This window comes from Fulvivirga sp. M361 (genome assembly GCF_007097395.1).
GTDB lineage: Bacteria > Bacteroidota > Bacteroidia > Cytophagales > Cyclobacteriaceae > Fulvivirga.
Genome location: NZ_VKDC01000001.1, coordinates 164526 through 189200 on the forward strand (window position 1 = coordinate 164526; position 24675 = coordinate 189200).

19 protein-coding genes are annotated in these 24675 nt (G+C 41.4%); 9 read left to right on the forward strand and 10 right to left on the reverse strand.

All coding sequences use genetic code 11. The features are described from left to right. Positions 1 to 13: 13 nt before the first annotated feature. Positions 14 to 718 carry a purine-nucleoside phosphorylase gene (gene deoD / locus FNH22_RS00675; RefSeq protein ID WP_143396360.1) on the reverse strand — a complete coding sequence of 235 codons (705 nt, stop codon included), beginning with the start codon at positions 716 to 718 and terminating at the stop codon, positions 14 to 16. A gap of 213 nt (positions 719 to 931) precedes the next feature. Between deoD and FNH22_RS00680 the strand changes: the two genes are divergently transcribed. The 3 genes from FNH22_RS00680 to msrA all read left to right on the forward strand — a co-directional run bounded on the left by FNH22_RS00680 (position 932) and on the right by msrA (position 5015). Then, positions 932 to 2029, forward strand: coding sequence for a 6-phosphofructokinase (locus FNH22_RS00680; RefSeq protein WP_143396361.1), 1098 nt, complete (start codon positions 932 to 934; stop codon positions 2027 to 2029). An 8-nt stretch (positions 2030 to 2037) separates the two neighbouring features. Further along, positions 2038 to 4380: a 7TM diverse intracellular signaling domain-containing protein gene (locus tag FNH22_RS00685; protein WP_143396362.1), complete on the forward strand. Its 2343-nt coding sequence runs from the start codon at positions 2038 to 2040 to the stop codon at positions 4378 to 4380. 89 nt (positions 4381 to 4469) lie between these two features. After that, entirely contained in the window at positions 4470 to 5015 is a 546-nt protein-coding gene (gene msrA / locus FNH22_RS00690) for a peptide-methionine (S)-S-oxide reductase MsrA (protein WP_143396363.1), read from the forward strand. Between the two features lie 207 nt (positions 5016 to 5222). On the opposite strand, the gene FNH22_RS00695 is transcribed toward msrA, so the two are convergent. The 3 genes from FNH22_RS00695 to FNH22_RS00705 form a co-directional block, all read right to left on the reverse strand. Beyond that, positions 5223 to 8537: an ATP-binding protein gene (locus FNH22_RS00695; RefSeq protein ID WP_143396364.1), complete on the reverse strand. Its 3315-nt coding sequence runs from the start codon at positions 8535 to 8537 to the stop codon at positions 5223 to 5225. Between the two features lie 105 nt (positions 8538 to 8642). Then, the gene (locus FNH22_RS00700; RefSeq protein ID WP_143396365.1) at positions 8643 to 9137 is read right to left on the reverse strand and encodes a hypothetical protein; all 495 of its coding nucleotides are present in this window, start codon (positions 9135 to 9137) and stop codon (positions 8643 to 8645) included. Positions 9138 to 9759: 622 nt separating this feature from the next. Then, a complete protein-coding gene (locus tag FNH22_RS00705; RefSeq protein WP_143396366.1) occupies positions 9760 to 10302 on the reverse strand; it encodes a hypothetical protein in 543 nt (180 codons plus the stop codon). 158 nt (positions 10303 to 10460) lie between these two features. Here FNH22_RS00705 and FNH22_RS00710 point away from each other — a divergent pair, with 158 nt between their 5' ends. The 4 genes from FNH22_RS00710 to FNH22_RS00725 all read left to right on the forward strand — a co-directional run bounded on the left by FNH22_RS00710 (position 10461) and on the right by FNH22_RS00725 (position 14302). After that, positions 10461 to 10853, forward strand: a complete 393-nt coding sequence (locus FNH22_RS00710; RefSeq protein WP_143396367.1) for a DoxX family protein — start codon at positions 10461 to 10463, stop codon at positions 10851 to 10853. A 65-nt stretch (positions 10854 to 10918) separates the two neighbouring features. Beyond that, on the forward strand, positions 10919 to 12310 hold the full coding sequence (locus tag FNH22_RS00715) for an ATP-binding protein (RefSeq protein WP_143396368.1): 1392 nt from the start codon (positions 10919 to 10921) through the stop codon (positions 12308 to 12310). Positions 12311 to 12328: 18 nt separating this feature from the next. After that, entirely contained in the window at positions 12329 to 13990 is a 1662-nt protein-coding gene (locus tag FNH22_RS00720; protein ID WP_143396369.1) for a response regulator, read from the forward strand. Positions 13991 to 14026: 36 nt separating this feature from the next. Continuing rightward, positions 14027 to 14302, forward strand: a complete 276-nt coding sequence (locus tag FNH22_RS00725) for a UBP-type zinc finger domain-containing protein (RefSeq protein ID WP_143396370.1) — start codon at positions 14027 to 14029, stop codon at positions 14300 to 14302. An 11-nt stretch (positions 14303 to 14313) separates the two neighbouring features. On the opposite strand, the gene FNH22_RS00730 is transcribed toward FNH22_RS00725, so the two are convergent. Both FNH22_RS00730 and FNH22_RS00735 read right to left on the reverse strand, forming a co-directional pair. Further along, complete coding sequence (locus FNH22_RS00730; protein WP_143396371.1) at positions 14314 to 15186, reverse strand: DMT family transporter; 873 nt, start codon at positions 15184 to 15186, stop codon at positions 14314 to 14316. A gap of 119 nt (positions 15187 to 15305) precedes the next feature. Next, positions 15306 to 16868: an alkaline phosphatase gene (locus FNH22_RS00735; protein WP_143396372.1), complete on the reverse strand. Its 1563-nt coding sequence runs from the start codon at positions 16866 to 16868 to the stop codon at positions 15306 to 15308. Positions 16869 to 17013: 145 nt separating this feature from the next. Between FNH22_RS00735 and FNH22_RS31915 the strand changes: the two genes are divergently transcribed. Both FNH22_RS31915 and FNH22_RS00740 read left to right on the forward strand, forming a co-directional pair. Continuing rightward, entirely contained in the window at positions 17014 to 17184 is a 171-nt protein-coding gene (locus tag FNH22_RS31915; RefSeq protein ID WP_185154020.1) for a hypothetical protein, read from the forward strand. 217 nt (positions 17185 to 17401) lie between these two features. Beyond that, the gene (locus FNH22_RS00740) at positions 17402 to 19048 is read left to right on the forward strand and encodes an amidohydrolase family protein (RefSeq protein ID WP_143396373.1); all 1647 of its coding nucleotides are present in this window, start codon (positions 17402 to 17404) and stop codon (positions 19046 to 19048) included. On the opposite strand, the gene FNH22_RS00745 is transcribed toward FNH22_RS00740, so the two are convergent. From FNH22_RS00745 to FNH22_RS00760, 4 genes are all read right to left on the reverse strand, one after another. Beyond that, on the reverse strand, positions 19049 to 19651 hold the full coding sequence (locus FNH22_RS00745; RefSeq protein WP_143396374.1) for a hypothetical protein: 603 nt from the start codon (positions 19649 to 19651) through the stop codon (positions 19049 to 19051). Between the two features lie 93 nt (positions 19652 to 19744). Further along, positions 19745 to 20104, reverse strand: a complete 360-nt coding sequence (locus FNH22_RS00750; protein ID WP_143396375.1) for an MmcQ/YjbR family DNA-binding protein — start codon at positions 20102 to 20104, stop codon at positions 19745 to 19747. 55 nt (positions 20105 to 20159) lie between these two features. Then, positions 20160 to 23408, reverse strand: coding sequence for a S41 family peptidase (locus FNH22_RS00755; protein WP_143396376.1), 3249 nt, complete (start codon positions 23406 to 23408; stop codon positions 20160 to 20162). A 486-nt stretch (positions 23409 to 23894) separates the two neighbouring features. Next, a complete protein-coding gene (locus FNH22_RS00760) occupies positions 23895 to 24476 on the reverse strand; it encodes a hypothetical protein (RefSeq protein ID WP_143396377.1) in 582 nt (193 codons plus the stop codon). Between the last annotated feature and the right edge of the window lie 199 nt (positions 24477 to 24675).

Genomic DNA, 24675 nt, shown 5'->3' on the forward strand with positions numbered 1-24675 from the left:
AACAGCGCATTTATCACTCAACAATCTCGAGCGCAATTTTTACCATATCAGTAAAATATCTTTCCCGCTCTTCCGTGCTGCTGAATACCCTGGAAATGATATGGTCACTTACGGTTAAAATGCTCATAGCCTTTACTCCTGCACCAGCTGCCATGGTGTATAATGTGGATGTTTCCATGTCTGTACAAAGTATCTGATGATCAATCCATGGTTTCCATCTTACAGGATCGTTCTTAAAATAGAAAAGATCTGTGCTGAATACATCCCCTACTGTCACTGGAACATCCAGTTCCTTTGCTTTTTGACATGCCTTTTGTAAAAGCCCGAAGTCAGCAGTAGGAGCGTAATCCAGGCCATTGAAAAGTATGCGATTCATATTACTGTCCGTAGAAGCCCCCATAGCCATGATAATATCTCCCAAACCTATGCTTTCATTCATTGCACCACAGGTACCTATGCGAATGACGGTTTTCACTCCGTAGTCATGTATTAATTCATGAAGGTAAATAGCCAGTGAAGGCTGGCCCATACCACTGCCCTGAACGGACACTTTCCTCCCATTATAGTAACCTGTAAAACCCAGCATGTTACGAATAGTAGAATATGTCTGACTATCCATAAGCATGTTTTCCGCCACATGTTGCGCGCGCAACGGATCACCACTCAGTAAAACGGTTTTTGCTATCTCTCCCTTTTTCGCTCCGATATGTAAACTCATAGGACGTTTTTAATGGCAAGCTACTCGTTTACAATCAGGTGCGACCTGAAAGGCGGTCAAGTAAAAAACTGATTTTTATCCTTTTTAAAGGCTGACAAATATCCTTTATTTATAGTATTCAGATATGCATGTAATCTTACATGCCTACAGAGCGTAGTAATGGACAACATAAAATATCTTTGAACAAAACTTGATAACGTAACCTCACAAATAATGAAAAAAAAGGTATTGGTACTCACCGGAGGCGGGGATTGTCCTGGACTGAATGCTGTCATTCGTGGTATAGTAAAAAGAGCGAAGCAGGAAAAAGACTGGCAGGTGGTAGGCAGCATGGAGGCATTCAATGGGATATTGCGTGACCCTATGGAAATCAAGAAACTGAGTAACCGGTCTACAGCAGGTATACATGTAAAAGGCGGGACCATCTTAAAGACCACCAACAAGGGCAATCCTTTTGACTTCCCGATGAAAAATGAAGACGGATCTGTAACTATCATTGACCGGTCTGATGAGCTCATCGAGAAAATCCAGGATCTTGGAATAGAAGCGGTAATCAGCATAGGCGGAGACGGCTCACAACGGATCTCTCAAAAATTATTTGATCAGGGATTAAATATTGTGGGTGTTCCCAAAACAATTGACAACGACCTTTCCGCTACGAATTACACGTTTGGCTTCAGGACTGCGGTACAAATAGCTACGGATAGCTTTGATAAATTAGTCACTACCGGTGAAAGCCATCATCGTGTAATGATCATGGAAGTAATGGGCCGTGACGCCGGCTGGATAGCACTGCACACGGCAATAGCCGGTGGAGCAGAGGTTTGTCTTATCCCTGAAATACCGTACGACATCAATAAAGTGGTAAAACATATAAACCAACGATATGAAAAAGGTAAGGGTTTTGCCAATATCGTCATAGCCGAGGGGGCTAAATCTTTGAACACCAAGATAGTAAGCAAAGAAAGTGATGAGACCGGTTATGAACACGTAAGACTGGGGGGTGTGGCTTACCAACTGTCCGAACAGCTTAAGGCAGCGGGCTGTAAAGCGGATATCAGAGAGACTGTACTAGGCCATACACAGCGCGGAGGAACACCGGTAGCTTCTGACAGGGTACTTGCCACGCTTTTTGGTGTCAAGGCTTTTGAAATGATACTCAATAAAGAGTATGGTAAAATGGTTTCTTATCTTAATAATGAAATAACGACCGTTTCCCTCGAGGCAGCAACGTCCAGCTACAATTATGTGGCTACAGATTCTTTCCTGGTGCACGCGGCAAAAAACATAGGGATAGCTTTTGGGGACTAAATGAAGTTATGAGGTCATACTTTTTGTTTGTAGTTGCGTTTATACCGGCCATACTTTTTGGTCAAGGTAAAACACTGTCTATAAGGTCATTACATAAAGGTCAAAATATTAACTCGTATTTGAGTTACCTGATTGATGAAGATAGGTCTTTGACTCACTCAGATGTTCTGTCTCTTAGCGATAGTGCTTTTAAAAAAATAAGTGAAGAAGGGCTACGGCTTCCACTCACTAAAGCCCATGTCTGGCTAAGGCTGCGTTATCAAAGCCATCTGCCTCGTCCCGAAAGTGTTTTAATTGATTTCTACGACCCCTCTATTCACACTATTGAACTATTCCAGCGTTGGCCTAACGGAGGTCATAAAAGGTCTATCACCGGGGCAGGCATCCATCCTTATGAAAAAGACATCCGGGGCAATAGGAATAACCTCTTACTTCACCTGAAGCCAGGAGTACGCTCCGTATGTATTTTTAAAATATCTTCGCCCAACTACATGACCGTTTCGGCACAACTTATTGATGACAACATTGCACTGGAACGGAATACGACTGAACGTACGGCTTTAGGTTTATATTATGGCGCCTTACTAATGATCTTTATTTATAACCTTCTCTTGTTCATTTCGAGTCGTCTTCGAATCTTCTTGCTAAGCGCCATCTATGTATCGTTAATCGCTGTTTTTACGGGAGCAGCAGACGGCTTCACCCCACAGTATCTTTATTTTTTGGTGGATTGGACCAACGGTTACCAGGATGCATTTACCGCAGCGCTTGTGAATATACTCGGCCTACTGTTTATGCTAGATTTTTTGCAAGTTTCCACCTGGTCAATGCGTTACCATAAGTTCCTTCATTGGAGCGTATATACCATTATAGCCATTATGGTTATATTGTTGATAGCAGATCTTCAACAGGCTTATTTTGTACTAAGTTTAATTGGTATGGCTGTGCTCTTGATCACCATCCATTGTAGTTTAATCGCACTAAAAAGAAAAGTACCCCAGGCTCAATATTTTGTAGCTGCTTATGCAGTATACGCAATATTTATTACCATTTTCATTTTGAGCATACAACGTGTAATACCCTATGGACCTATTCCTAAATATTCCATTCATTTTGGGTTCATAGGGTGCATAATCGTACTGTCTTATGGTTTAGGAATGAGAGTGTATAAATCATTTCTGACTTACATGGACAGGGAAAAAGAGAAGCACGAAACTATTGAAAAAAAGAACCAGGAACTGGAGTTAAAAGTAACAGAACGTACACGTGATATTGAAAAGAAAGAGATCAACCTGCGATCTATCCTTGATAACTCTGACAACTCCATTTGGCTACTGGACAAGAACTATTTTTTAATTGATTTTAATCTCATCTTCAAAGAAGAATGGAAACTCGCCTATGGGATAGAATTAGAAGTTGGAATGAACCTCCCGGAACATATACCTGATGAAGCTACGCGTGTGCTCTGGGAATGCCGGTATTCAAATGCCCTAAAAGGGGAAAAAGCAGTCTATCAAGACTCTTACCAGGTAGGCCATGAAAATAATTATTATGAAATACATGTATATCCTATTAAGGACGGTGGCGAAATAACGGGCATCTCCTTTTTTGCTAAAGATATTACCAAACGTACCCAGGCCCAGAAAAAGCTGGTAGAGCAAAACAAGGTCTTAAAAAAGGTAAATCGTGAATTGGATAGTTTTGTTTACAGCGCATCGCATGACTTGAAAGCGCCGTTGGCATCTGTTCTGGGATTGATAGACCTGGTGAAGAAAGAAAACGAACAAGAGGTCCGATATCAATATTACGGCATGATGCAGCGGTCTATCGCCAGGCTGGACCAGTTTATTAACGATATCATTGATTACTCACGCAATGCACGGATGGACATAAAACCTGAAGAAATTGATCTGAGGGAGGTGGTGTGTGAAATATTCGAAGACCTGAAATATATGCAAGGTGTAGAGGACCTGGAAAGAGAAATAGAAATTGTAAAGGGCCTAAGGATTAAAACTGACCCTATACGGCTAAAGATAATCGCGAGAAACCTGCTCAGCAATGCGATCCGGTATGGGCGTTTAGGTAAGGGAATAAAGAAGATACATGTTAAGGCGGCTGTAGAAAATGACGTGCTAAAAATTGTGGTAAAAGATCATGGACAGGGAATCCCTAAAGATCGTCAGGAAAAGATCTTCGAGATGTTTTACAGGGCTGATGAAAACATATCAGGGTCCGGATTAGGTTTATACATTGTTAAAGAAACCCTGAACAGGTTAAACGGGAAAATAGAAGTGGCCTCTGATTACGGAATGGGAGCAGAATTTAAAGTCGAAATACCTGTTAGCAAATAGATTCAACTTATTTTACCAATGAGCATATGCTTGCCATCATCCGGTGAACTAAATGAGCGCTGCAGGGTTTTTAAATTAAAAAGAAAGAGATGACAGAATTAGCAACGTTTGGGGCAGGTTGTTTTTGGTGTGTAGAAGCTGTTTTTCAGCAGATCAGTGGAGTATCAAAAGTAGTTTCGGGTTATACCGGTGGTAAAGTGAAAGATCCGACCTACCGTGAAGTGTGCGGAGGTCGTACCGGACATGCAGAAGTGGCCCAGATAAGCTTTGACCCCGAAAAGGTAAACTATACAGAGTTGTTGGAAATTTTCTGGTCCAGTCATGACCCTACCACATTAAATCGTCAGGGTGCAGATGTGGGCACACAATATCGTTCAGCGATCTTCTATCATAATGAGGAGCAAAAAAAACTGACGGAAAGCTTCAAACAAGAACTGGATGTATCCGGCACCTTTGATTCTCCTATTGTTACGGAGATATCACCTTTGGAAGTCTTTTACAAGGCTGAAGAACACCATCAGAATTATTTTAACTTAAATGGTGGTCAGCCTTACTGTCAATTTGTGGTAAAACCGAAGGTGGATAAAGTGAAACGTGTGTTCGCTAATAAATTGAAAACAATAGGTGACTCCTGATAAATAAGATCATACAGGGCCTATATAAGCCATTACCGAGATCAGTCTTGCACTCACAGGCAGTCAAATGCCGTCGTTTTTGCCGTTTTCGGATAAGGTTGATAAGTTTAAGGAGGTGTCATGAGATGATGTGCCTGTTTAAAAGGTTGACATTGGAATACTAAAGAAGCGGTTTTTGCGTGTTGCCGGAAGAAAGGACTTTATCCACTAATATTCGTCGTAAGGAATACTTACTGTAAATTCAGTATAAACCCCTTTTTCTGATTCAAATTCAATCTGAACACCCAGTTTTTCGCTGGCTAATTTTACAAGATACAACCCAAGTCCATTTCCTTTTGACAGATCTGAAGCCCGGAAAAACATTTCGTATACACGCTTTGAATACCTGGGATCAATTCCTATTCCGTTATCAAATATCTTGACCTCAATGCTGTTCTTTTTATACTTTGTAGAGACCTTGATCTCATGTTTCTCGTTGCTTAATTTCTTACGAAAAGTTAGTGCGTTGTCCAGTAAGTTCTTAATTATGATAGTAAGCAGATAAGTATCTGAGATCAGTAAACTATTCTTATCCAAATCAAAAGAATAAATCGTTTCTCCCTCTCTATCCAAAAACTTTAATGACTCACAGGTATTGTGAATAAGTGCTATAAGATCTACCTCTTCCCGGTTAGCATGTGTATTAATAATATCATGGACCTGCATAAGTTTAGAAAGCAGGGTCTCCATTTCAAGTGTCGTTTCCTCTATCAGACTAAAGTATTTTTCATTATTCCCATCCAACGATTCAAGTTTAGCCAGGGCAGTCAATCCATGTATCCGGTTGATAGGTCCTTTAAGGTCATGAGAAGCGCGGTAAATGAACATATCAAGTTCGCTGTTGATCTGCTTCAACTTTTCCATGGTAGATTTGATGCGAGAAGTCCTGTTCTCTACCTCTTTCTCCAATGAGTAGTTGAGCTCTGTGAGTTTTTTGTTAATGCTCAGAATTTTTTCCTGGGATTTATTGAGTAGATTATTTTTAGACTCAATGTCCTCTTTTTGACTGGTGATCTCTTCATGACGTATCTTAAGCAGATCATTTTGCTTTTCTATTTCCTTCTTTTGTGACATTACCTCAAATGTTCTGTCCGCCACAATAAGCTTTAATTTCTGTTTCTGCATTCGTATGCGGTAAGAATACCCTAGTGCTATGAACCAAATAAATAAGCCTACTAAAACACTTATAACGGAATATGCCCAACTGGTCTGATACCATGGTGGTAAAATAGTAAAGGCATAAAAGGCTTGCTTCCCCTCCCGGTTATATATATTCCTCGACTTGACATAAAAAGTATAATCACCAGCAGGCAGATTACTGTATTCCTTCTTATACTCTTTTGACCAGGTAGACCAGTCACCATCATTATTGTCAAGATAGTAGCTAAATTCGTTTTTTTCCTGTGTTATATAGCTGGTAGCCGAATACTCGAAACTAATATCGTTCAACTCATAATCTAACTTTAGTCTAAAGCCGTGAGGCTGTCGGGCAGCAATAGAAGGTATTTGATTCTTGTCAGATGACACTGCCGTAGCACCGTTAAAAAGAACCGAATCAACCGTGCTGACCCGCCTTATCAATGTATTGAAAGGCTGATGATAATCCCTTTTTATGCGCTGATCAAAGCGGAATAAGCCTTCTGTTCCTGCTATCCATACAAGGCTATCCCCTTCAGCATAGACAGTCATCACTTCCATATCCGGTAAACGATTGAAAGGAGTGCTTTCCCGCACATATTTACCTTCCTCACCATAGTAATACTTCTCAACCCGCTCATTTCTTTCATTATCAAGATAAGAAAGAAAATAATCTCCTTTTGAATCACCGGTAATGGACATAATTTTATGTTCTGACGCAATGAAAGTTCCGTTTTTTTCAAAAGTCAAAGTATCATTTACATCTTTAATTAAACTGTAGATGCCTGAACCTGTGGTAAATAGTAATTGGTCATGGTATTCAAAGATATTGATCTCACTTAGGTCAGGAAGACCGGCTTTCTCGTCATAGAGTTTTACAGGTACTTTTGATGAGGGGTCCGGTTCAACCCGGTAAACGCCCAAAAATTTAGATGCCGCCCAGATCGTTTCATTTTTATCTTGATAAATACTGCGAAACGTATTGTTCGGGCTTTTTAGCAAATCATGTCGGTCAAAGCCATCACTGCTTAAATTGATGATGCTCAAACCATCCAGATGACCCACAATAATTTCATCATTATTATTTGATATGGCCAGTTTAGACACATTTGGGAAATTCGATATTTTGACCAACTTACTTTCCGAGATATAAAAAAGACCTTCATTACCTCCTGCAAGAAGGATATTATTATGTCCTTTGGAATCAACCGTAATAAGTGTCCATACTTTGCCATTAATCCCCTCTATTTTCTGAAAAATCCCATCCTTTTTATAAAAAAGGCCCTCGGTAGTTGCAATATATACCGTATTATCAAACCTCACCACATCCCAGACGGTACCTTCAACGCCTTGATCCTGACCCCAAAAAAGCCAGGGGGAGTAAAGATCAATGGTGGCTATACCTTCCTGCATGGCTACCCACAGCTGCTCCTGATGGTCGAACATTAAATCTCTTACATGGTTACTCTGCAGTCCCCGCGATCTATCGATCACAAATTCTACATTGAGGTCAGACCCTGTCAGAATAATACCACTGCCCAGGGAGCCAAAAACATACTTATTAGCTTCAGTTTTATACCCTGCAAATAATAGGCTCTTAGACAGATATTCATTTATCGAGCCGGGCATAGGGTACACACTATCTTCATCAAATTCATAAAACCCTTCTTTTAATGTACCTATGATGGTCTGATTTTCATCTACCGGATCAACAAATGTCACAGCGGACAGATCTTTTACATTCAGGTGATTTACTTTTTCGAGGAGTCCGTTTTCTGCGAGTTTTACAAGGTCATTACCTTTTAAAAAGCAATATATGTCACCTCCCACTTCGAAAGGTGCATAATTAAAATTGTTATTTTCAGGTCGCCATACCTCAAATACTTCATGCTCCTCATCCAGCTTGAAAATAGCTTCCTTTGAAAAAAAATAGACCCCGCTCGAAGCACATAAAATGAACCTGATGACATTAAAATTAACCTCTACAGGAATTTTATTTTTTAGGGAAACGTAATGAAGATCACCGCTAAGATCCGGGGTCAAGTGGCCAAAATCCCTTTTACCACCTACATAGATCTTATTACTTTCTGAAATAGCAAGTGATAAAACATTTGAATTAGACGCGATAGGAATATGCCTCCAATTAAGTCCGTCATATTCTAATACCCCACTGTAATTCGCAATGTAGATTAAGCCATCCTGGCTTTGTGCCAAACTGAAGTTTGAGAGAGAAGCGGTATAATCAGATCGCTTGAAATTGTTAATAAAATATCGACCGGATTTCTGCGCCAAAAGCGGCGTGAAAGAAGAAAATACTATGATAACTAAAGATAGTCTTGGAAACATTCAATTCAAAACACAGCAAGCAGTCCAATTGCATTGGTAAGGTCTAAAATAAGATTAGCTGTGAAATAAAAAAACTAAATATTGTTGGCCGGTAGTTACTGTAACCTAGTATTTTTTTATTGAATTGATATAATCAGGATTGTATTTAGAAGCAAAAGTGTCGTACCATTTTACAAGAGTTTCAGCACCCAGATGGTCATAAATAGCACTATACTGACTTTTTAATTTAGCTTCATGTTCTTTCATCACTTTTACCGGTTCGGTAAGCATGCGTTGGTGTTGTGATTTTTTTACTTTAGGCGCCGTAGGTTGATGATGGATCAGTCTTTTGAAATGATCTGAACAGAATTTATAATACTGCCTTGTATGAAGTATAAAAGTATGCCACATTTCATCGATAATGATGAGTGGCCGATCTATGAACAGAGGGTTTTCAAGTTCTTCCGCTTTAGAAGCCAGCCATAGCCACTTTTTTGTTTCATTAAAAAGATCTACGGCCTCATCATGGGAAACGTCATAACGTTCCATAAACCCTTCAATGATCAGTGCCTCATCTTCGCAATCAAGTGCGTTTATAAGACGCTTTTCGCTAATCGTCATGATTTTAATACGTTAAATGAAAGAGCCATCCCTGGAGTCGAGATGACTCTTATTTATTTCTTATAGCCCTGAGCTTTGGAAATATGAACCCTCAAAGATCAGGTCTTACTGATATAATATCTTATTCACTTATTAGGCAAGAAACTCACCTTAAGGAAATACTACGGAGACACAACCTTCGCAATGAACCGCTGCTTTTTCATTCAAAACTTGATTTTTACTGATCAGATTTTCAATAAGATCTTTCTTGATTTTGCTTTCAGAAGGTTTTTGTTGTGAGTTGTTTAACATAACTTGTAAGATTTATTTATGATTAATTACACAACTAACTTAGGAATCTGATTGCTTAAATTCAAAACTTTTTTGATAAAAATTTGCATTATTTAATGATTTCAATATAAAATTCAACAAATTCATAATTTTCATAGGATTATATGATTTTAAGTTGGAGACCAGTAAAATAGAGTGGTGGCAGCAGAATAACTTGCTGTATATTAGGTAATTAACAATGAGTTTTCGCCAGGCAACGAAATCTATTACAGTATTTTACTAAAAGGCTTGTGAAGCTAGTAATATATGTTAATTACCTCTGTACTAGTGAAAAGGTGAAAAAAAGGGCTACTTACTCAAGCACTTCTTCTATCTCATCCATTTTTTTTTCACTGTAAGCGCCAGATGTGGCAAAGACGATTTTACCTTGATCATCTAATACAAAAAAATATGGGACGTCTTTCTTTGAAAATGCCAAAGCGTCCTTATAAGGCTTTAGCTTACCCTTATAAAAAAGTATATATGGCAGCAAACGTGCATCAATGTTCTTAGCAGCTTTTCTTTTTGCCGTACCGGTAGCCGCAGAATTCACTCCGGTGAACATAGGAATGAAATAGACATTAACATCGTACCCAAAGCCACCAAAAATCCCGTCGCTGGACTGAATGAACTTATTAAATACAGGACTAAACCAGGTATTCAGGTCTCCTTCGGACTTTTTAGAATACGCCAGACCTAGTAATGTAAACTTACCTTTGGTATCACCCGGAAGAGAAATAGCAGCGTCCTCAACATTTTCCACTTCCATATCCGGAAATAACTTTCCCACCACCTGGGCGTGTGATTGATTGATCCATAAGCCGATAGACAATAAAACAAGGATGTTTTTGAGCATAGGACAATTCTTACGGAACGAAAGTACAAAAAAGACTTTGATTTCCCTTTCATTCCCTGGTTATGTTTTAGAGAATAAATGGTATCAATAATGATACCACACATTACATGTTTAAACATTTATTTATACCTTAGATATCCAACTAAAGACACATTGTTATGACAGAAAAAACCAAAAAGATCATCGGCTGGGTACTTTCGGGTCTGCTCGGCGCTTTGCTACTTTTCAGTGCAATGGGCAAATTTATGGGTCAGGCAAGCCCCATGATGGAACATTTTGGCTTTACAGCATCAGAAACTACTCTGATAGCAATAGGTGAAGTGATCTCCGCAGTACTTTTTCTTATCCCTCGAACTCAGTCATTAGGTACTTTGTTAGTCACAGCCTATATGGGTGGCGCCATAGCCTCGCATATGTCAGCCGCTGCCGGAACGGAAGAATTAGGCGGGGAAGGCATCCAGAATTACCTGATGCCATCCATTATCCTAGTGCTGGTTTGGGTAGCCAGTTTGCTACGAAACCCCAAAACCCTTTCAAGTTTTTCAGGCTAAATAAATATTCCGGCTCAGGTCGGAATATTATTTTCAGGGCATCTGATTATTCTTAATTTTACTAGATGTCCACACCATCCTCACATACGCTGCAAGCCATACCGGAACTGAACACTGTTCCATTGAATCAGTTACAGTGGCTGGTAGATCAATGTGAAGTTGTCACGTTAGCGCCTGGGGATTATCTTTTCAAGCCAGGGGACCCCATCGATAAGATGTACATACTTCTGGAAGGTAGTTTTGCCTTAAAAAGCAAGCAAAACGATCAGTTCCGGTTAATAGATACTATAAAGAAAAATACGATTACGGGATACCTGCCTTATTCCAGGGCGAAAGAAGCCTCAGGGTATGCTGAAGCCAATGAAACATCGTGTATCATGGTATTACATCGTCCGCATTTCAAAACTATGATCCATGAGCATGAGGAACTGACCACCGCCCTGGTGCATATAATGAGTTCCAGGATCAGACATTTTACCAAGCGACAGCAACAGAACGATAAAATGATGGCCCTGGGAAAGCTCTCAGCGGGATTAGCACATGAATTGAACAATCCTTCAGCCGCCGTAGTACGAAGTGCACAATCGTTAAAAAAACATCTTTCTTTCCTTCCTGAAAATTTCAAAAGCGTGATCAAAATACGCACGGAAGATGAAACCATTGACGCTGTAAATAAAATAGTGTTTGACAAGGCCAAAAATGGGATGGTCCTGCTTCCTTTAATGGAAAGGTCGGCGAAAGAAGATGAGTTGGCGGAATGGCTGGAAGAAAATGGATTTGACGATGGATATGAGATCGTCGACAATTTTGTGGACTTTGGTTTTAATGTAGAAGATTTCGAGTACGTAAAAGAAAGCCTTCGAGATGAAGACCTGGTACCCGTTATCAACTGGCTGTACCAGGTACTTACCACAGAGAAACTGGTGAACGAAATAGAAGATGCTTCACAAAGGATCAACGACCTGGTACGTTCGGTAAAAAGCTACACACATATGGACCAGGCCCCGGAAAAAAAGCCTACCGACATTCACACGGGCATCAACAATACACTCACCATGTTAAAACATAAAATCAATAAAGGAAACATTGAAGTTATCCCGGAATTTGGCCAGGTGCCTGAGGTGGCCGTTTTTGTGAGTGAAATAAACCAGGTCTGGACTAACCTGATCGATAATGCCATAGATGCTATGGAATCATCAAAAGATAAAAAACTGACCCTTCAAACCTTAAGAGATGGAAAATTCGTCCTTGTCAATATTATCGACAGCGGAAAAGGGATCTCTGCAGAAGAAATAGATAAGATCTTTGACCCTTTCTTTACTACCAAACCCATCGGTAAAGGCACCGGACTGGGACTTGATGTGGTCCATCAGATCGTTGGACAACACAATGGTTCCGTGAAAGTAATTTCTGAGCCGGGCCGTACAGAGTTTCAGGTTTGTTTACCTATTCAATAGTTTAATGAAAGAAAATCAATGAAAAAACCAATCATATTTGCCGTAGATGACGACCCTGCCGTGTTACGTGCTGTAGTACGTGATCTACGTGACGCTTATAAAAAAGAATATCGTATCCTGGCTACTGAATCTGCTAATGAAGCGCTGGAATCACTTAAAGAGCTGAAAAATAAAGGGGAGGCGGTGGCTTTATTTTTAAGCGATCAACGCATGCCTGAAATGTTAGGGGTGGAATTCCTGGAAAAGGCCAGGGCAATTTATCCGGGAGCCAAACGTGTGCTGTTAACAGCCTATTCAGACACTGACGCTGCTATCCGGGCCATTAATGAGGTACAACTGGATTATTACCTCATGAAACCTTGGGACCCGCCTGAAGAACGATTATATCCGGCGCTGAATGATCAACTGGAAGAGTGGCAAAGCTCTTTCCGTCCGGAATTTGATGGGATCAGGATCGTAGGCTATCAGTGGTCGCCAAAATCACACACTATTAAAGACTTTCTTTCCGGTAATTTGATCCCCTATCAATGGATGGATGTGGAAACTAATGGTAATGGTAATGAACTACTGGAATTGAACGGTATCGATCATAAAGACCTTCCTGCTGTTTTTTTCAATGACGGTAGTAAGCTTATAAACCCGGAACTACCGGAAGTAGCGCAAAATGTGGGCATGATAGCGATCGCTCAGCAAAAGATGTATGACGTTGCTATCATCGGAGCAGGCCCGGCAGGATTAGCAGGGGGCGTTTATGGGGGATCAGAAGGGCTGAATACACTTTTAATTGAGAAACGCGCGCCGGGAGGACAAGCAGGGACAAGCTCACGCATAGAAAACTACCTGGGCTTTCCAAAAGGCCTTAGTGGTGCTGAACTTTCAAGAAGGGCCATCACACAAGCCACACGTTTCGGAATAGAATTTCTGTCGCCACAGGAGGTAGTGAATATAAAACTCCAGGATAACTACAAAATACTTCAGTTAGTAGATGGCAATGAGGTAAATGCCAAAAGCGTTGTGATCACCACAGGTGTGGATTACAGGAAGCTGGAGGCCGAGGGTGTAGACGATTTTACAGGCGCCGGAGTTTACTACGGCGCTGCCAATACAGAGGCAAATGCATGCCGTAATGAAGAGGTATATATCGTAGGAGGGGGTAACTCTGCGGGGCAAGCTGCCATGTACCTTTCTAACTTCGCACGTAATGTATATATCCTCATCAGGAAGCCTGACCTGAGCTCCAGTATGTCACAATACCTCATAGACCAAATCAACGGGACTGAGAACATTCATGTACTTGGCTATACCGAGGTGGCTAAGGCCATAGGAAAAGACAGGTTGCAACAGCTGGTACTCAAAGACATTCAGAAGAAGGAAGATCGTACTGTGGAAGCAGGCGCTTTACTTATTTTCATTGGAGCCAAACCCTATACAGATTGGCTGCAACTCAATATTATAAAAGATAAGAAGGGATTTATAGAAACAGGTAACGGATTAAATAAATACCATGATTTTAAAAAAATATGGAAGCTGGAGCGAGAACCCTTTTTATTGGAAACCTGCAGTCCCGGTATCTTCGCCGCAGGTGATGTACGTGCCGGTGCTATGAACCGTGTGGCCTCTGCCGTAGGTGAAGGTGCCATGGCCATTAAACTGGTTCATGAATACCTGGCAGAAAACTGATGACATTTTAAAACCTCCAATAATCATTGATCTATCATGCTCAAACAAAAAAACTGTGAACACCTGGAAAGCCTGGAATTCAAAGCCCCGGCTAAGTACCAATGCGATGAATGTGTAAAAACGGGCGACCGCTGGGTACACCTTAGAACTTGTCAGGCTTGTGGCACTACATTGTGCTGTGATTCGTCACCCAATAAGCACGCTTCAAAACATGCTGCAAATCACGACCATCCGGTAGTTATTTCCGCTGAACCCGGAGAAAGTTGGGCTTACTGTTATGTACATCAGGAGTTGAAAATGCTAAGCCGGTAAGCAAAACCCGGCTATTTCCGGAGCGCCATTCCGTTACCCAATACAATGAGTAACATTCCTGTTAACGTATACAACGTGACGTTGAAGTCTTCAAAAATAGCAGAAATAACAATAGCAATTACAGGTAGTGACACGATCACATATGCGGCCTTATCAGCACCTATTCTTCCTACCAGTGTCAGGTAAGTGCTAAAAGCAATTATTGATCCGAAAATTGTCAAATAAGCAAGAGAAGCAAGGTAAGGCAATGACGTATCAATAACCAGTGGTTTATTGGATACAAGGGCTATCAGGAACATTAAAGTGCCTCCATAAAGCATCCCGTAGGCATTGGTCTGGATGACCGGAAGGTTTTGCTTCTGATTAAAAGCAGATGTGATATTGCCAAGGGATGCCAGAACCACTCCAATGGTACAAAAAACCAACCCTTTAAATACATCATCTTCGAAACTGAGGGTGGACAACTCCTGGTGAAATATAATAATTGTACCGGAAACTCCCAATAAAGCCCCCAAAATCAGTTTTCTATTGACCGGGTTTCCAAGAAAAAGAAAGTTAAAAAGGATATTCATGAATATCAGCGTAGAGAAAGCAATGGCCACTAACCCACTGGTAATATAAGACTCTGAGATATACACCAACCAGTAGTTACCTCCAAACAATAAAGCTCCCTGCATAGCCATAAACACATGCTGGCCTGGCGTAAAGCTCAGTTTTAACCCTCTTACCTTGCTATAAATCAGTAGTATCACACCTGCAAACGCAAAGCGATAGCAAACCGAAAGTAATGGATCCACTTCACCGAGCTGAAAAGTGATCACATACCATGTGGAACCCCAAATGACTGCAGGTATAGCAAACAATACCAGGTTACCCGTCTTCATAGTTTTCAAACTGAAAAGAGTGCATGCTAACTTACTTAAACCTTATGATAACCACCTAAGATTATTGGTTATTGCTAAGCATGTAACCTGAGTTACTCTTAAAATCAGAGAAAACTGATCTAGTCGATAAAGTTGAGTCGAACCTGGTCCTTTTTCACAGAAATCGACTTTCCTAACGATTCCTCATCGGAAGGCTCGCGATTGGTATTGACATAATACCAATCAGCCCGTGCATCATCAGCCGTAAGGGTTAGTACGAGGTAACCATGGTCCCGTAGGTTAGCATATTTCAAATGTGGGTTAATCGGACTATTGACAATTTTACCTTCATGTACACGTACCGAATCTGTGTGAAAACGTTCATTACTGTTAGCAGAATTAACGCTGGTAGTTCCAAATTCAACTGCAAAGGCCCCTTCACCTGTAGAAGGATTGTATTCCTTAAATGGGTCGATAGCTACTTCAAATGCCCAGGATGAATGCGTATCACCCGTTACAAAAACGACATTATTAATCTCATTTTTCTGAATAATATCGGCAATCTTCCGCTGCTCTACAGGGTATCCGTCCCACGAATCAAGGTTGATGTTAAAGCTGCGGTGCCCCCAGTTTAAATAAGAATAGATTACCTGGTTACCAATTATTTTCCACGTAGCCCGGGAGTTCTTCAGTTTATCTTCAAACCATTCCAACTGTGTTACCCCCAACATACTGCGTGTACTATCCTTCAGGGAGGGGTCATTGAGACTATCGGCAGGCATGGTCCTTCCCGCTAAACGTTCATCCAGCATGATCAGGTCTGCCAGCGATCCATAAGAAAACTGACGGTACAGGTTTTGCGGTTTTGTTTCACGTACCGGCAGCCATTCATAATATGCCTTCCTGGCAGCCTCTTTCCGGGTCATATAGTCACCTTCATCCGGTTGGTGGTTTTGAGCGCCCTCAGTATATGAGTTATTGGCAATTTCGTGATCATCCCAAATAGTGATAAAAGGGTGTCGCTCATGTACTGTTCTCAAGTCTTTATCCAGGCGGTATTGAGAATAACGCAAGCGATAATCCTGCAACGTGATGATCTCATGTGCAGGATAGTTGATACGTTGTATGGTAGTATCCCCATATTTTCCCGGTCCGTATTCATAAATATAATCACCTAAGTGCAACACGGCATGAAGGTCCTCACGTTCAGCAATTCGCCCATAAGCATTAAAGTAACCCCATTCGTAATTGCTACAGCTTACAATCCCAAACTTCAAATTATCGATAGTGTCATCAGGCGCTGTACGTGTACGGCCGGTGGAAGAAGTATTATCAAGCCCTTTAAACCTGTAGTAATAATTAGTATTCGCCTTTAAATCTTTGACATCTACTTTTACAGTATAATCCCGCGACGCATCTGTCGTGAAAATTCCGGACTGTAATACTGTTTGAAAATCATCCGATTCAGCAATCTCCCAGGTCACATCAATACTTTTCAGTGAATCTTTAGGCGTTATCCTTGTCCAGATGATCACTGCATCCGCCAACGGGTCACCGGATGCCACCCCATGATAGAATGGCATTAACGAAGCATCATAGAAATCGGCAATGCCGTCCTCCGGAAGTGAGGGTAATTCGGTTTTATCCGTTGGGGCACATTTCCAAAGGAAAATGGCCATGATAAGGAAAGAAAGAGATCTCATATAATTCACGTTGATAGTTGAAATGATATAGTTTGAAATATGGGTAATGGATCAGTCATGTCAAAATTGAAAAGACAAACGCTAAATAGAACCGCAAATAAAAGGTGATGGGATTATTATATCATTAATTTAAAATAAAGGCTTTGTGAAGAATTTGTGTGATTTCAAACCGGCAGATAATTCCATTGCCTTTACAAATGATCTGTTCGACCGGAATGCGGGGCTTGATGGAGAGGGTCAGGTAGTTCGTACAAAGGAAAACCCATTTGCCTTACCTTTCGGGCCGGCTTTGTTTATACATCTTTCAGTGGAATAAGGTTTTTTGGCGACACTTGACATACTATGCCTTAATAAACATGTTTACATTGTCTTTTTTTCAATCATTTACAATGAGCATAACGGTTAACCAGGTAATAAGATAAGCAGTAAGTATCAAGCGGTGGCCAATACTGTGTCATAACCATCACTAAAAGTCAACAGGCTCAAACGTCATATATCAAAGCAAACCACTATATTGCTTAAAAGCCGGGTCTATGAAAAAAATTTCCTTGATTGCTCTGTCCATGGTTATACTCTCCTGTGCAGAATCCGTAAAGTATGATCTTATTCTTCGAAACGGGACCATCTATGATGGTTCCGGAAATACTCCTGTAACAGGCGACATTGGAGTGAACGCAGATACCATTTCTGCTATTGGTGATCTATCCGCAGAACGGGCAAAAGCAGAGATAGATGCAAGAGGCCTGGCCGTGGCTCCTGGTTTTATAAACATGTTAAGCTGGGCCAATGTCTCACTGATTGAAGATGGCTGTTCTCAAAGTGATATCCGTCAGGGAGTAACCCTGGAGGTAATGGGCGAGGGACGTTCTATGGGACCATGGAATAACCGGATGAAACAGGAAGCCAGGGAAAACCAGGGAGACATTAAATATGACATAGAATGGACCACCCTGGGGGAGTATTTAAGTTATTTAGAAAATCGTGGAGTATCCACTAACGTTACTTCTTTTGTAGGAAATGGCACACTCAGACAACATGTCATAGGATATGAAGATAGAGTAGCTACGGACGCAGAAATAGAACAAATGAAGGAATTGCTGGCAGCAAGCATGAAAGAAGGCGCAGTAGGTATCTCCTCTTCGTTACTCTATGCGCCCAGCAGTTCGGCCAGTACAACGGAACTGATCGAGTTGGCAAAAGTGGCCTCTGACTATGATGGCATGTACATCTCTCACATTAGAAGCGAAGGAGATGAACTATTCGAATCCATCAGGGAGCTCATAACCATAAGCCGCAAAGCCAATCTTCCTGCTGAAATTTATCACTTGAAGGCATCCGGAGAGAATAACTGGTGGAAAATGGATTCGGTTCTTTCCATGATCAAAAATGCCCGCTCAGAAGGATTGTCCATTACAGCAGATATGTACACTTATCCGGCCAGCTCTACCGGGCTACACGTTCAACTTCCGGCCTGGGTACGGGAAGGAGGTGTAGAAGCAACCATCGAGCGACTTGCCAATGTCGGCTTACGCGAGAGGATCTTAAGTGACATTGAATTTCAGCATAGTCCCGATAAGATCTTATTAGTCGGTTTTAAAAACCCTGATCTAAGGGTCCATGCAGGGAAAAGATTATCTGAAATAGCACAGAAATTGGGCAAGTCGGCAGAAGAAACGATGATTGATCTTATTGTAGAAGATGACAGCAGGATACAGGTGGTCTACTTTTCTATGTCTGATGAAAACATTGCAAAAAAAATTGTCCGGCCCTGGATGAGTTTTTGCTCAGATGCGGGAAGCATGACAGCAGATGGTATCTTCCTGAAGCAAAGTACACACCCAAGGGCCTATGGATCATTTGTACGGGTATTGGGGAAATATTCGAGAGACATGAAGCTCTTTCCCCTCGAAGAAGGCATAAGACGACTGACCTCGCTCCCTGCTGAAAATCTCAAAATCAAAAAAAGAGGACGCCTGCAAACAGGTTATTTCGCAGATATAGTCATTTTCGATCCTGAAAGAGTGAATGACGTGGCCACCTTTGAAGCTCCTCATCAGTATGCTGAAGGGGTTTTACATGTATTTGTCAATGGCGTTCAGGTCCTTAAGAACGGACAGCATACAAATGCCAAACCCGGAAGATTTGTAAAAGGTCCGGGATTTAGGAAAGCTATTAATTGATTATTCTGAACATGTTGTATTGTAGTAATCAACCACAGGTCCTGGATATTTGAAGGCTTTGGTTTGAATTTTGGATTGTAGCGAGGGGCAATCATTGAAATATTCTATTAACTTCTTTCTTTTCAGGCCTAACAACCCTTGTGTGGCACGCACCATGTAGTCGTCATCCTTTCTTTTGAAAAAATCGATATCATCCACATCTTCCGTTCCCTGTTCCTGAAATTCCAATTGATAATGCGTCAGCGTTCCTTTCGTGACTACTTTTAAAAAAATTTTCTCACCAACACCGGGGCGTATTTGATAAAAACTGGAAAACCCTCGGGTAGTTTGTTCCACCCATACACTTTCAAAAAACCTGTCCTCTACCCTATACGCTGCTATTTGTGTGGGTTTATACTTTTTTCGTTTCCCCCGGGCATCGACAAATTTTATCTTTTCGTAGATCCTGCTGAAAGGAGGTGATTTTCGATCCATCACCTGACCGGATAGTGTGTCTCCTTCAAGCGTAACAATATGTCCGGGAAAATAGCCCTCCTGACCGTATACATCTTGGGTGACCAGGAAAAAGAAAAGGTTAAGTACTGCGAGTTTGAAAAGCTTCATGGTACAGGTAAAACAAAATTAATGCCTAAAAGTATTCACCAGGTAAATTTTTAAGGAGGTAGAAGGCCGTCCAACCGTCTGTTTCTGTTGAATTTACATATCAGCAAGCTGTAACCGAACTTTTTTCGGAAGATTAGCCACCACCAAATTATAGGATGTGTCCAGACAGTCGTAAAGCATACTATCAGGAATGGTTCCATCCATCACCACCCGGCTCCAATGCTTTTTGCTGAAGTAGGAAGGCTCCTGCAAAGCAGGATATTCAGACCTGAGCTCCTCAATCGTATCCGGGTAACATTTGATACTGAAGCTATCAAAAGTAGTAAGATCTGTTGCCGTGAACATTTTTCCTTTCACCTTAAAAACCAAAATATCCGGAAGCTTGGAAAAAGGGATGGATTCTGTAACACCTTTCTTGGAAAGGCAGTATGATCTATACTCCTCGATGTTCATGGTACTTATCTTGTAGAATGGATAGTTTTGTCCTTCATTTCATTCAAAGATAACACTAGTTGGATTTCCTGACCCTCACTGGGTAATCCGGCCTTTCAGGTTCTGTCGGAGGGTTATTTTTTAATTCCTCCAACACCACTTCTATGGCCTTTTCCAGCTGAGGGTCACGACCGTCAATAACTTCTTCAGGCCATTGTTCTACCTCAATATCCGGCGCTATACCTTCATTCTCGATCCTGAAACCGTCCTCATTCCAAAAAGCCACGTTAGGCGCCGTTACCGATCCTCCATCAATGAACTCAGGATAACCCAAGACACCTACCAGCCCCCCCCAGGTTCTTTTGCCAATTAACTTGCCCACCTTAAATTTTCTAAACATCCAGGGTAGGTAATCACCTCCCGATCCGGCCGTTTCATCTATCAGCATAACTTTGGGTCCCTGGATCGAACCACTCGGTGCTTTTAAGTCATTTCCATATCTGAAATTCCAATGTGACTGGTAGGGCTTTTTTAGCAGGTCTATATAGTAATCTGCGAGTTGCCCTCCTCCGTTATAACGTTCATCGATGATCACCGCTTTTTTGTTCACCTGGGGGAAGAAGTATCGCTTAAAATATTCATGCCCTGCCACAGTGGTGTTAGGAACGTATACATAGGCCACTTGTCCATCCGTAGCCTCATCCACCTTCCTAATATTTCCTTCTATCCAATCCCTGTTACGGAGAGCACGCTCATTGGAAACCGGCACTACCCGCACAGTGCGTGAACCTGAGCCATTGGCATTTGGGCCCACCGTCAGCTCTATTATTTTACCTGCCGTATTTTCGAAAAAGCTGTAGAGATTTTGATCCGCCGTTACGTAACCTCCATTCACTGCCAGAAGGTATTCTCCCGCTTTCACATTCACGCCAGGCTCCGTTAAAGGAGAACGTAGCTCGGGCGTCCAGTTCAGTCCTCCGTAGATCTTTTTAAGGCGATACCGGTTATTGACTATTTCATAGTCTGCTCCCAATAATCCGCCACTCACACGAGCAGGATTATTCATTTTATCACCTCTGCTACTAAAACGGTGATGGCCTACCGCCAATTCACTGAACATCCACTGCATTACCCGATAAAGATCACTCCGGCAGGTCACGTCCGGCAGGAACACCCTATATTTTTCTTTCATAGCATCCCAGTCCAGCCCATGCATGCCGGGGTCATAAAAATAGTCTCTATTGACACGCCAGGCTTCATGAAAAATATTCTTCCATTCTCTTACGGGTTCAATTTTTACCTGAATGGCATTGAGGTTCATATCTCCGTTCTCAGGTTTTTTCCCTACTTCTGTTATGCCCCAGGACCTGCCTTTTCGAAACAACATTTTCTTACCACCTGCAGCGATCTCAAACCAGTCCGCTTGCATGATCTCCTTATCTTCCCTTTCCTTAAAATCGTACATTCTTAATGACCGGGGATGACTAAAGTCATTGTGAGGCGTCCTGGATAAGTAAAACAGTTTTCCTTCTTCAGCGCAGCTTAGGTTTGAATATATGCCCGGAGAAATAGGCAGGTCGATGATACGCTGCTCAATATTTTCCCAATCAATGCTGACTGCTTCCGGATCACTGTTTTTCTCAGGATCTGTATCCTCCTGTGTGCCCTTTTCTTCATCATTCTCTTTTGCCAGTGGAGAAACCAACTCCTTTTGTAGTGTAACCAGATAAATAGAATGGCTTAGTTCCATATCCAGGTTAGACTGATCAAACCAGTTAATGACCGGGCCGGCATCCGTTGAAGCCAGCATATAGATATACTTGCCACCCGGATCGAAAATGGGCGATGACACATTGGATAATCCGTCAGAAAGTGCATATGACTTACCTTGATCCACCGAATAAACGTAGGCTTTTTCGAAATGCGTACTTGTAATAACGGTGTAAGTCACCCACTTCGAATCATGAGACCATGAACCGAAAAGCTCCCGGAATGCACCGGGGATATAAAGTTCATCCGATCCGATTTTAGTGATCTTGCCAGAAGAAACATCTGCCAGGTATAAGTTCCTTCCATTGTCCACAAAACATAACCTTTTACTATCCGGCGACCAGTGCAGAAAAGCGTAAAATCCTGCGCCATCCACCGGAATTGTTTTAATGTTGGTCCCTTTCAAAGACTTTATGTGTAATTGGTATTCTCCCGATTGGTCAGAAAAATAGGCAATATGCTTACCGTCCGGCGACCACTGCGGGTATTTCTCATGTGTCCCCGGTGATTGGGTAATGTTAACCACATCACCTTTTTTAGCAGGTACAGTCACTATTTCACCGCGGTAGTCAAATACGGCCCTTGCTCCTGACGGCGAGATAGCTGCACTTCTGATATAAGAGTTTCCTGACACATACCTGGGTCTCATTTCCAACAGGTCCGTAGCAATGCCTATGGTGAGCTTTTTACTACTTTTTAGCGCTGTATCAAAGAAATACAGGTATCCTGCTCGTTCATAGATCAGGTCATTCCCATTAGCAGACAGGCTAAGAACGGGGAAATCATCATAATCCGTAAGCTGGGTCACCGTTTGTTCCTTCAGATCATAAGCAAACAAGTTAAACTCACCATTCCGGTCACTTCGAAAATATACGGTGTTTCCCATCCATTGCGGATTAGCATCATTACTTCCCGAAGGGGGTTTAGGTATTTCGCTCACTTCATGACTTGATGTATTGTATATCCATATCCTGGAATGTGTACCCCCTCTGTAATTCTTCCACTGATTAAAAACCTCATATAATGGACTGTAAGCTATATATTGGCCATCAGAAGAATAAGACCCTTTAAACGCCGTAGGGATGGGTAATTCTTCAGGACGCCCACCCGAAACAGGAATAGTGTATAGTTTGGCGTGCCTGTTCGTGTAAGTAGTCCGGCTTGAAGTGAACAGCACATCCTTCCCATCCGGTGTAAAACCCTGCGCTATGTCCCAGGTAGGATGCCAGGTCAGCCTTTGTGGTACTCCTCCGGTAGCCGGCACCACATAAACATCTGTATTACCATCGTACTCTGCACTAAATGCTACGATAGACCCATCAGGAGAAAACACAGGGTTTGACTCTACCCCTTCGTCGATGGTAAGGCGGCGAGGGTTGGAGCCATCTTTATTGGCCACCCAAAGGTCTTCAGAATAAATGAATGCGATATGAGCAGAACTTACCGCAGGGCTACTCATCAATCGAGTATCTATTGTATTTTGTGCTGAGGTACGATCATGCGTAAACTGGAGGACAGCGAATAAAATCGAACTTATAATTGAGGTATATTTCATTTCATCATTGAGTTAGTCAAAGGTTATTTCTGCTTTTCAATGAGTTAGCCTCAATAGTTGGCACAGGCAAGAGTAAAATCAGATCGTTTTGATCTGCAAATTTACCTCTGGCTCAAATCATTGTTTCCCAGACACAGTAAATATGCCAAAATCTCTGATCAAGTATATACTCTCTGCGACATGTTTAATTACATAGTTAGAATATTATTCAAAACAAATTGAAAGTTATATAAATAACCTTATAGGCTAAGTGAAAAAAGTGATTACCGGACTATGCATATAGCTTAAGTGGATCCGATAACGTCTCATACCACCTGAAAAGTACAGCTAATCAAAAGTAACTTCCTGTTAATATGTGACAAACAGGACTTACTATGTATAAAAGCAACAATCAGGACAATGGTTTTTTTTTAATATCTCCATGAGTATCGTTAAAAACATGCACGTCTTTCTCTTATCCCAGGTATAATCGAGAGAGATTTCCTTCTACCAGCTAATCAAAAAAGTACAGCTTTCTCCTCCGGTTTTTCGGCTTTCTTTCGAGAGGTCAAGTTCAATTTTTTCTCTGGCACCTGTTGGCTTGAATCTCCTCACTACTTCTGTAAGAATGCCTTCATCAAATTTACTTGGATAGGGATTAGTACAAATCATGACAGCCTGTTTGCTTTGAGCATCAAACTTAGCCAGTTTGTAGTGCCCGATTCCCTCTATCATTTTCCCGTTAGAGGGGTTAAACATAATCTCCCCGTTTAATCGATGATTCATGTGATAGGCAATATCCATTGAATTCAGGGCTTCTTCCAAATCTTTCATGGGCGGAAATTCTGCATTATTCATAACCGCTTTCCCGATTATAAAGAGATTCATCTCACCTATTTTTTGAGCAATATCTTTGAAAGCATTCAGGTATTTTTGTAACTCGTGCCACTCTCCATTCTCGGGGTCGATACCATTGTCCAATAAAATTTTCAATCGTGTATCTCTGCCTCTTTCCATAGAATTTGCCAAAGACCCAATACCATGTTTGCTTACCTCTACACTCTTGTTTTCTGCAATGAATTCCGCCATAATATTAAGTTATCAAATTGAACAACAGTTAAAACCAAAGGCCAACACCTTTATTATTAATGGTTTACTGACAAAATATTTTTAATTAATATAAACCGTGAATAAGGAATTTGTTCACGTAAAAAGAAAAATAAACTACAGAGCGATCAAATTGCCACACCAGGATATGAACCGGTGATCTCCATGAATACAATGAAAA

Coding starts and splice junctions, on each gene's coding strand:
- FNH22_RS00760 (WP_143396377.1), bottom strand. CDS start 24,476: ATGGCGGAATTCATTGCAGAAAACAAGAGTGTAGAGGTAAGCAAACAT.
- FNH22_RS00705 (WP_143396366.1), bottom strand. CDS start 10,302: ATGCTCAAAAACATCCTTGTTTTATTGTCTATCGGCTTATGGATCAAT.
- FNH22_RS00715 (WP_143396368.1), top strand. CDS start 10,919: ATGTCCACACCATCCTCACATACGCTGCAAGCCATACCGGAACTGAAC.
- deoD (WP_143396360.1), bottom strand. CDS start 718: ATGAGTTTACATATCGGAGCGAAAAAGGGAGAGATAGCAAAAACCGTT.
- FNH22_RS00695 (WP_143396364.1), bottom strand. CDS start 8,537: ATGTTTCCAAGACTATCTTTAGTTATCATAGTATTTTCTTCTTTCACG.
- FNH22_RS00720 (WP_143396369.1), top strand. CDS start 12,329: ATGAAAAAACCAATCATATTTGCCGTAGATGACGACCCTGCCGTGTTA.
- FNH22_RS00750 (WP_143396375.1), bottom strand. CDS start 20,104: ATGAACATCGAGGAGTATAGATCATACTGCCTTTCCAAGAAAGGTGTT.
- FNH22_RS00740 (WP_143396373.1), top strand. CDS start 17,402: ATGAAAAAAATTTCCTTGATTGCTCTGTCCATGGTTATACTCTCCTGT.
- FNH22_RS00725 (WP_143396370.1), top strand. CDS start 14,027: ATGCTCAAACAAAAAAACTGTGAACACCTGGAAAGCCTGGAATTCAAA.
- msrA (WP_143396363.1), top strand. CDS start 4,470: ATGACAGAATTAGCAACGTTTGGGGCAGGTTGTTTTTGGTGTGTAGAA.
- FNH22_RS00685 (WP_143396362.1), top strand. CDS start 2,038: ATGAGGTCATACTTTTTGTTTGTAGTTGCGTTTATACCGGCCATACTT.
- FNH22_RS00730 (WP_143396371.1), bottom strand. CDS start 15,186: ATGAAGACGGGTAACCTGGTATTGTTTGCTATACCTGCAGTCATTTGG.
- FNH22_RS00680 (WP_143396361.1), top strand. CDS start 932: ATGAAAAAAAAGGTATTGGTACTCACCGGAGGCGGGGATTGTCCTGGA.
- FNH22_RS00755 (WP_143396376.1), bottom strand. CDS start 23,408: ATGAAATATACCTCAATTATAAGTTCGATTTTATTCGCTGTCCTCCAG.
- FNH22_RS00710 (WP_143396367.1), top strand. CDS start 10,461: ATGACAGAAAAAACCAAAAAGATCATCGGCTGGGTACTTTCGGGTCTG.
- FNH22_RS00745 (WP_143396374.1), bottom strand. CDS start 19,651: ATGAAGCTTTTCAAACTCGCAGTACTTAACCTTTTCTTTTTCCTGGTC.
- FNH22_RS00700 (WP_143396365.1), bottom strand. CDS start 9,137: ATGACGATTAGCGAAAAGCGTCTTATAAACGCACTTGATTGCGAAGAT.
- FNH22_RS00735 (WP_143396372.1), bottom strand. CDS start 16,868: ATGAGATCTCTTTCTTTCCTTATCATGGCCATTTTCCTTTGGAAATGT.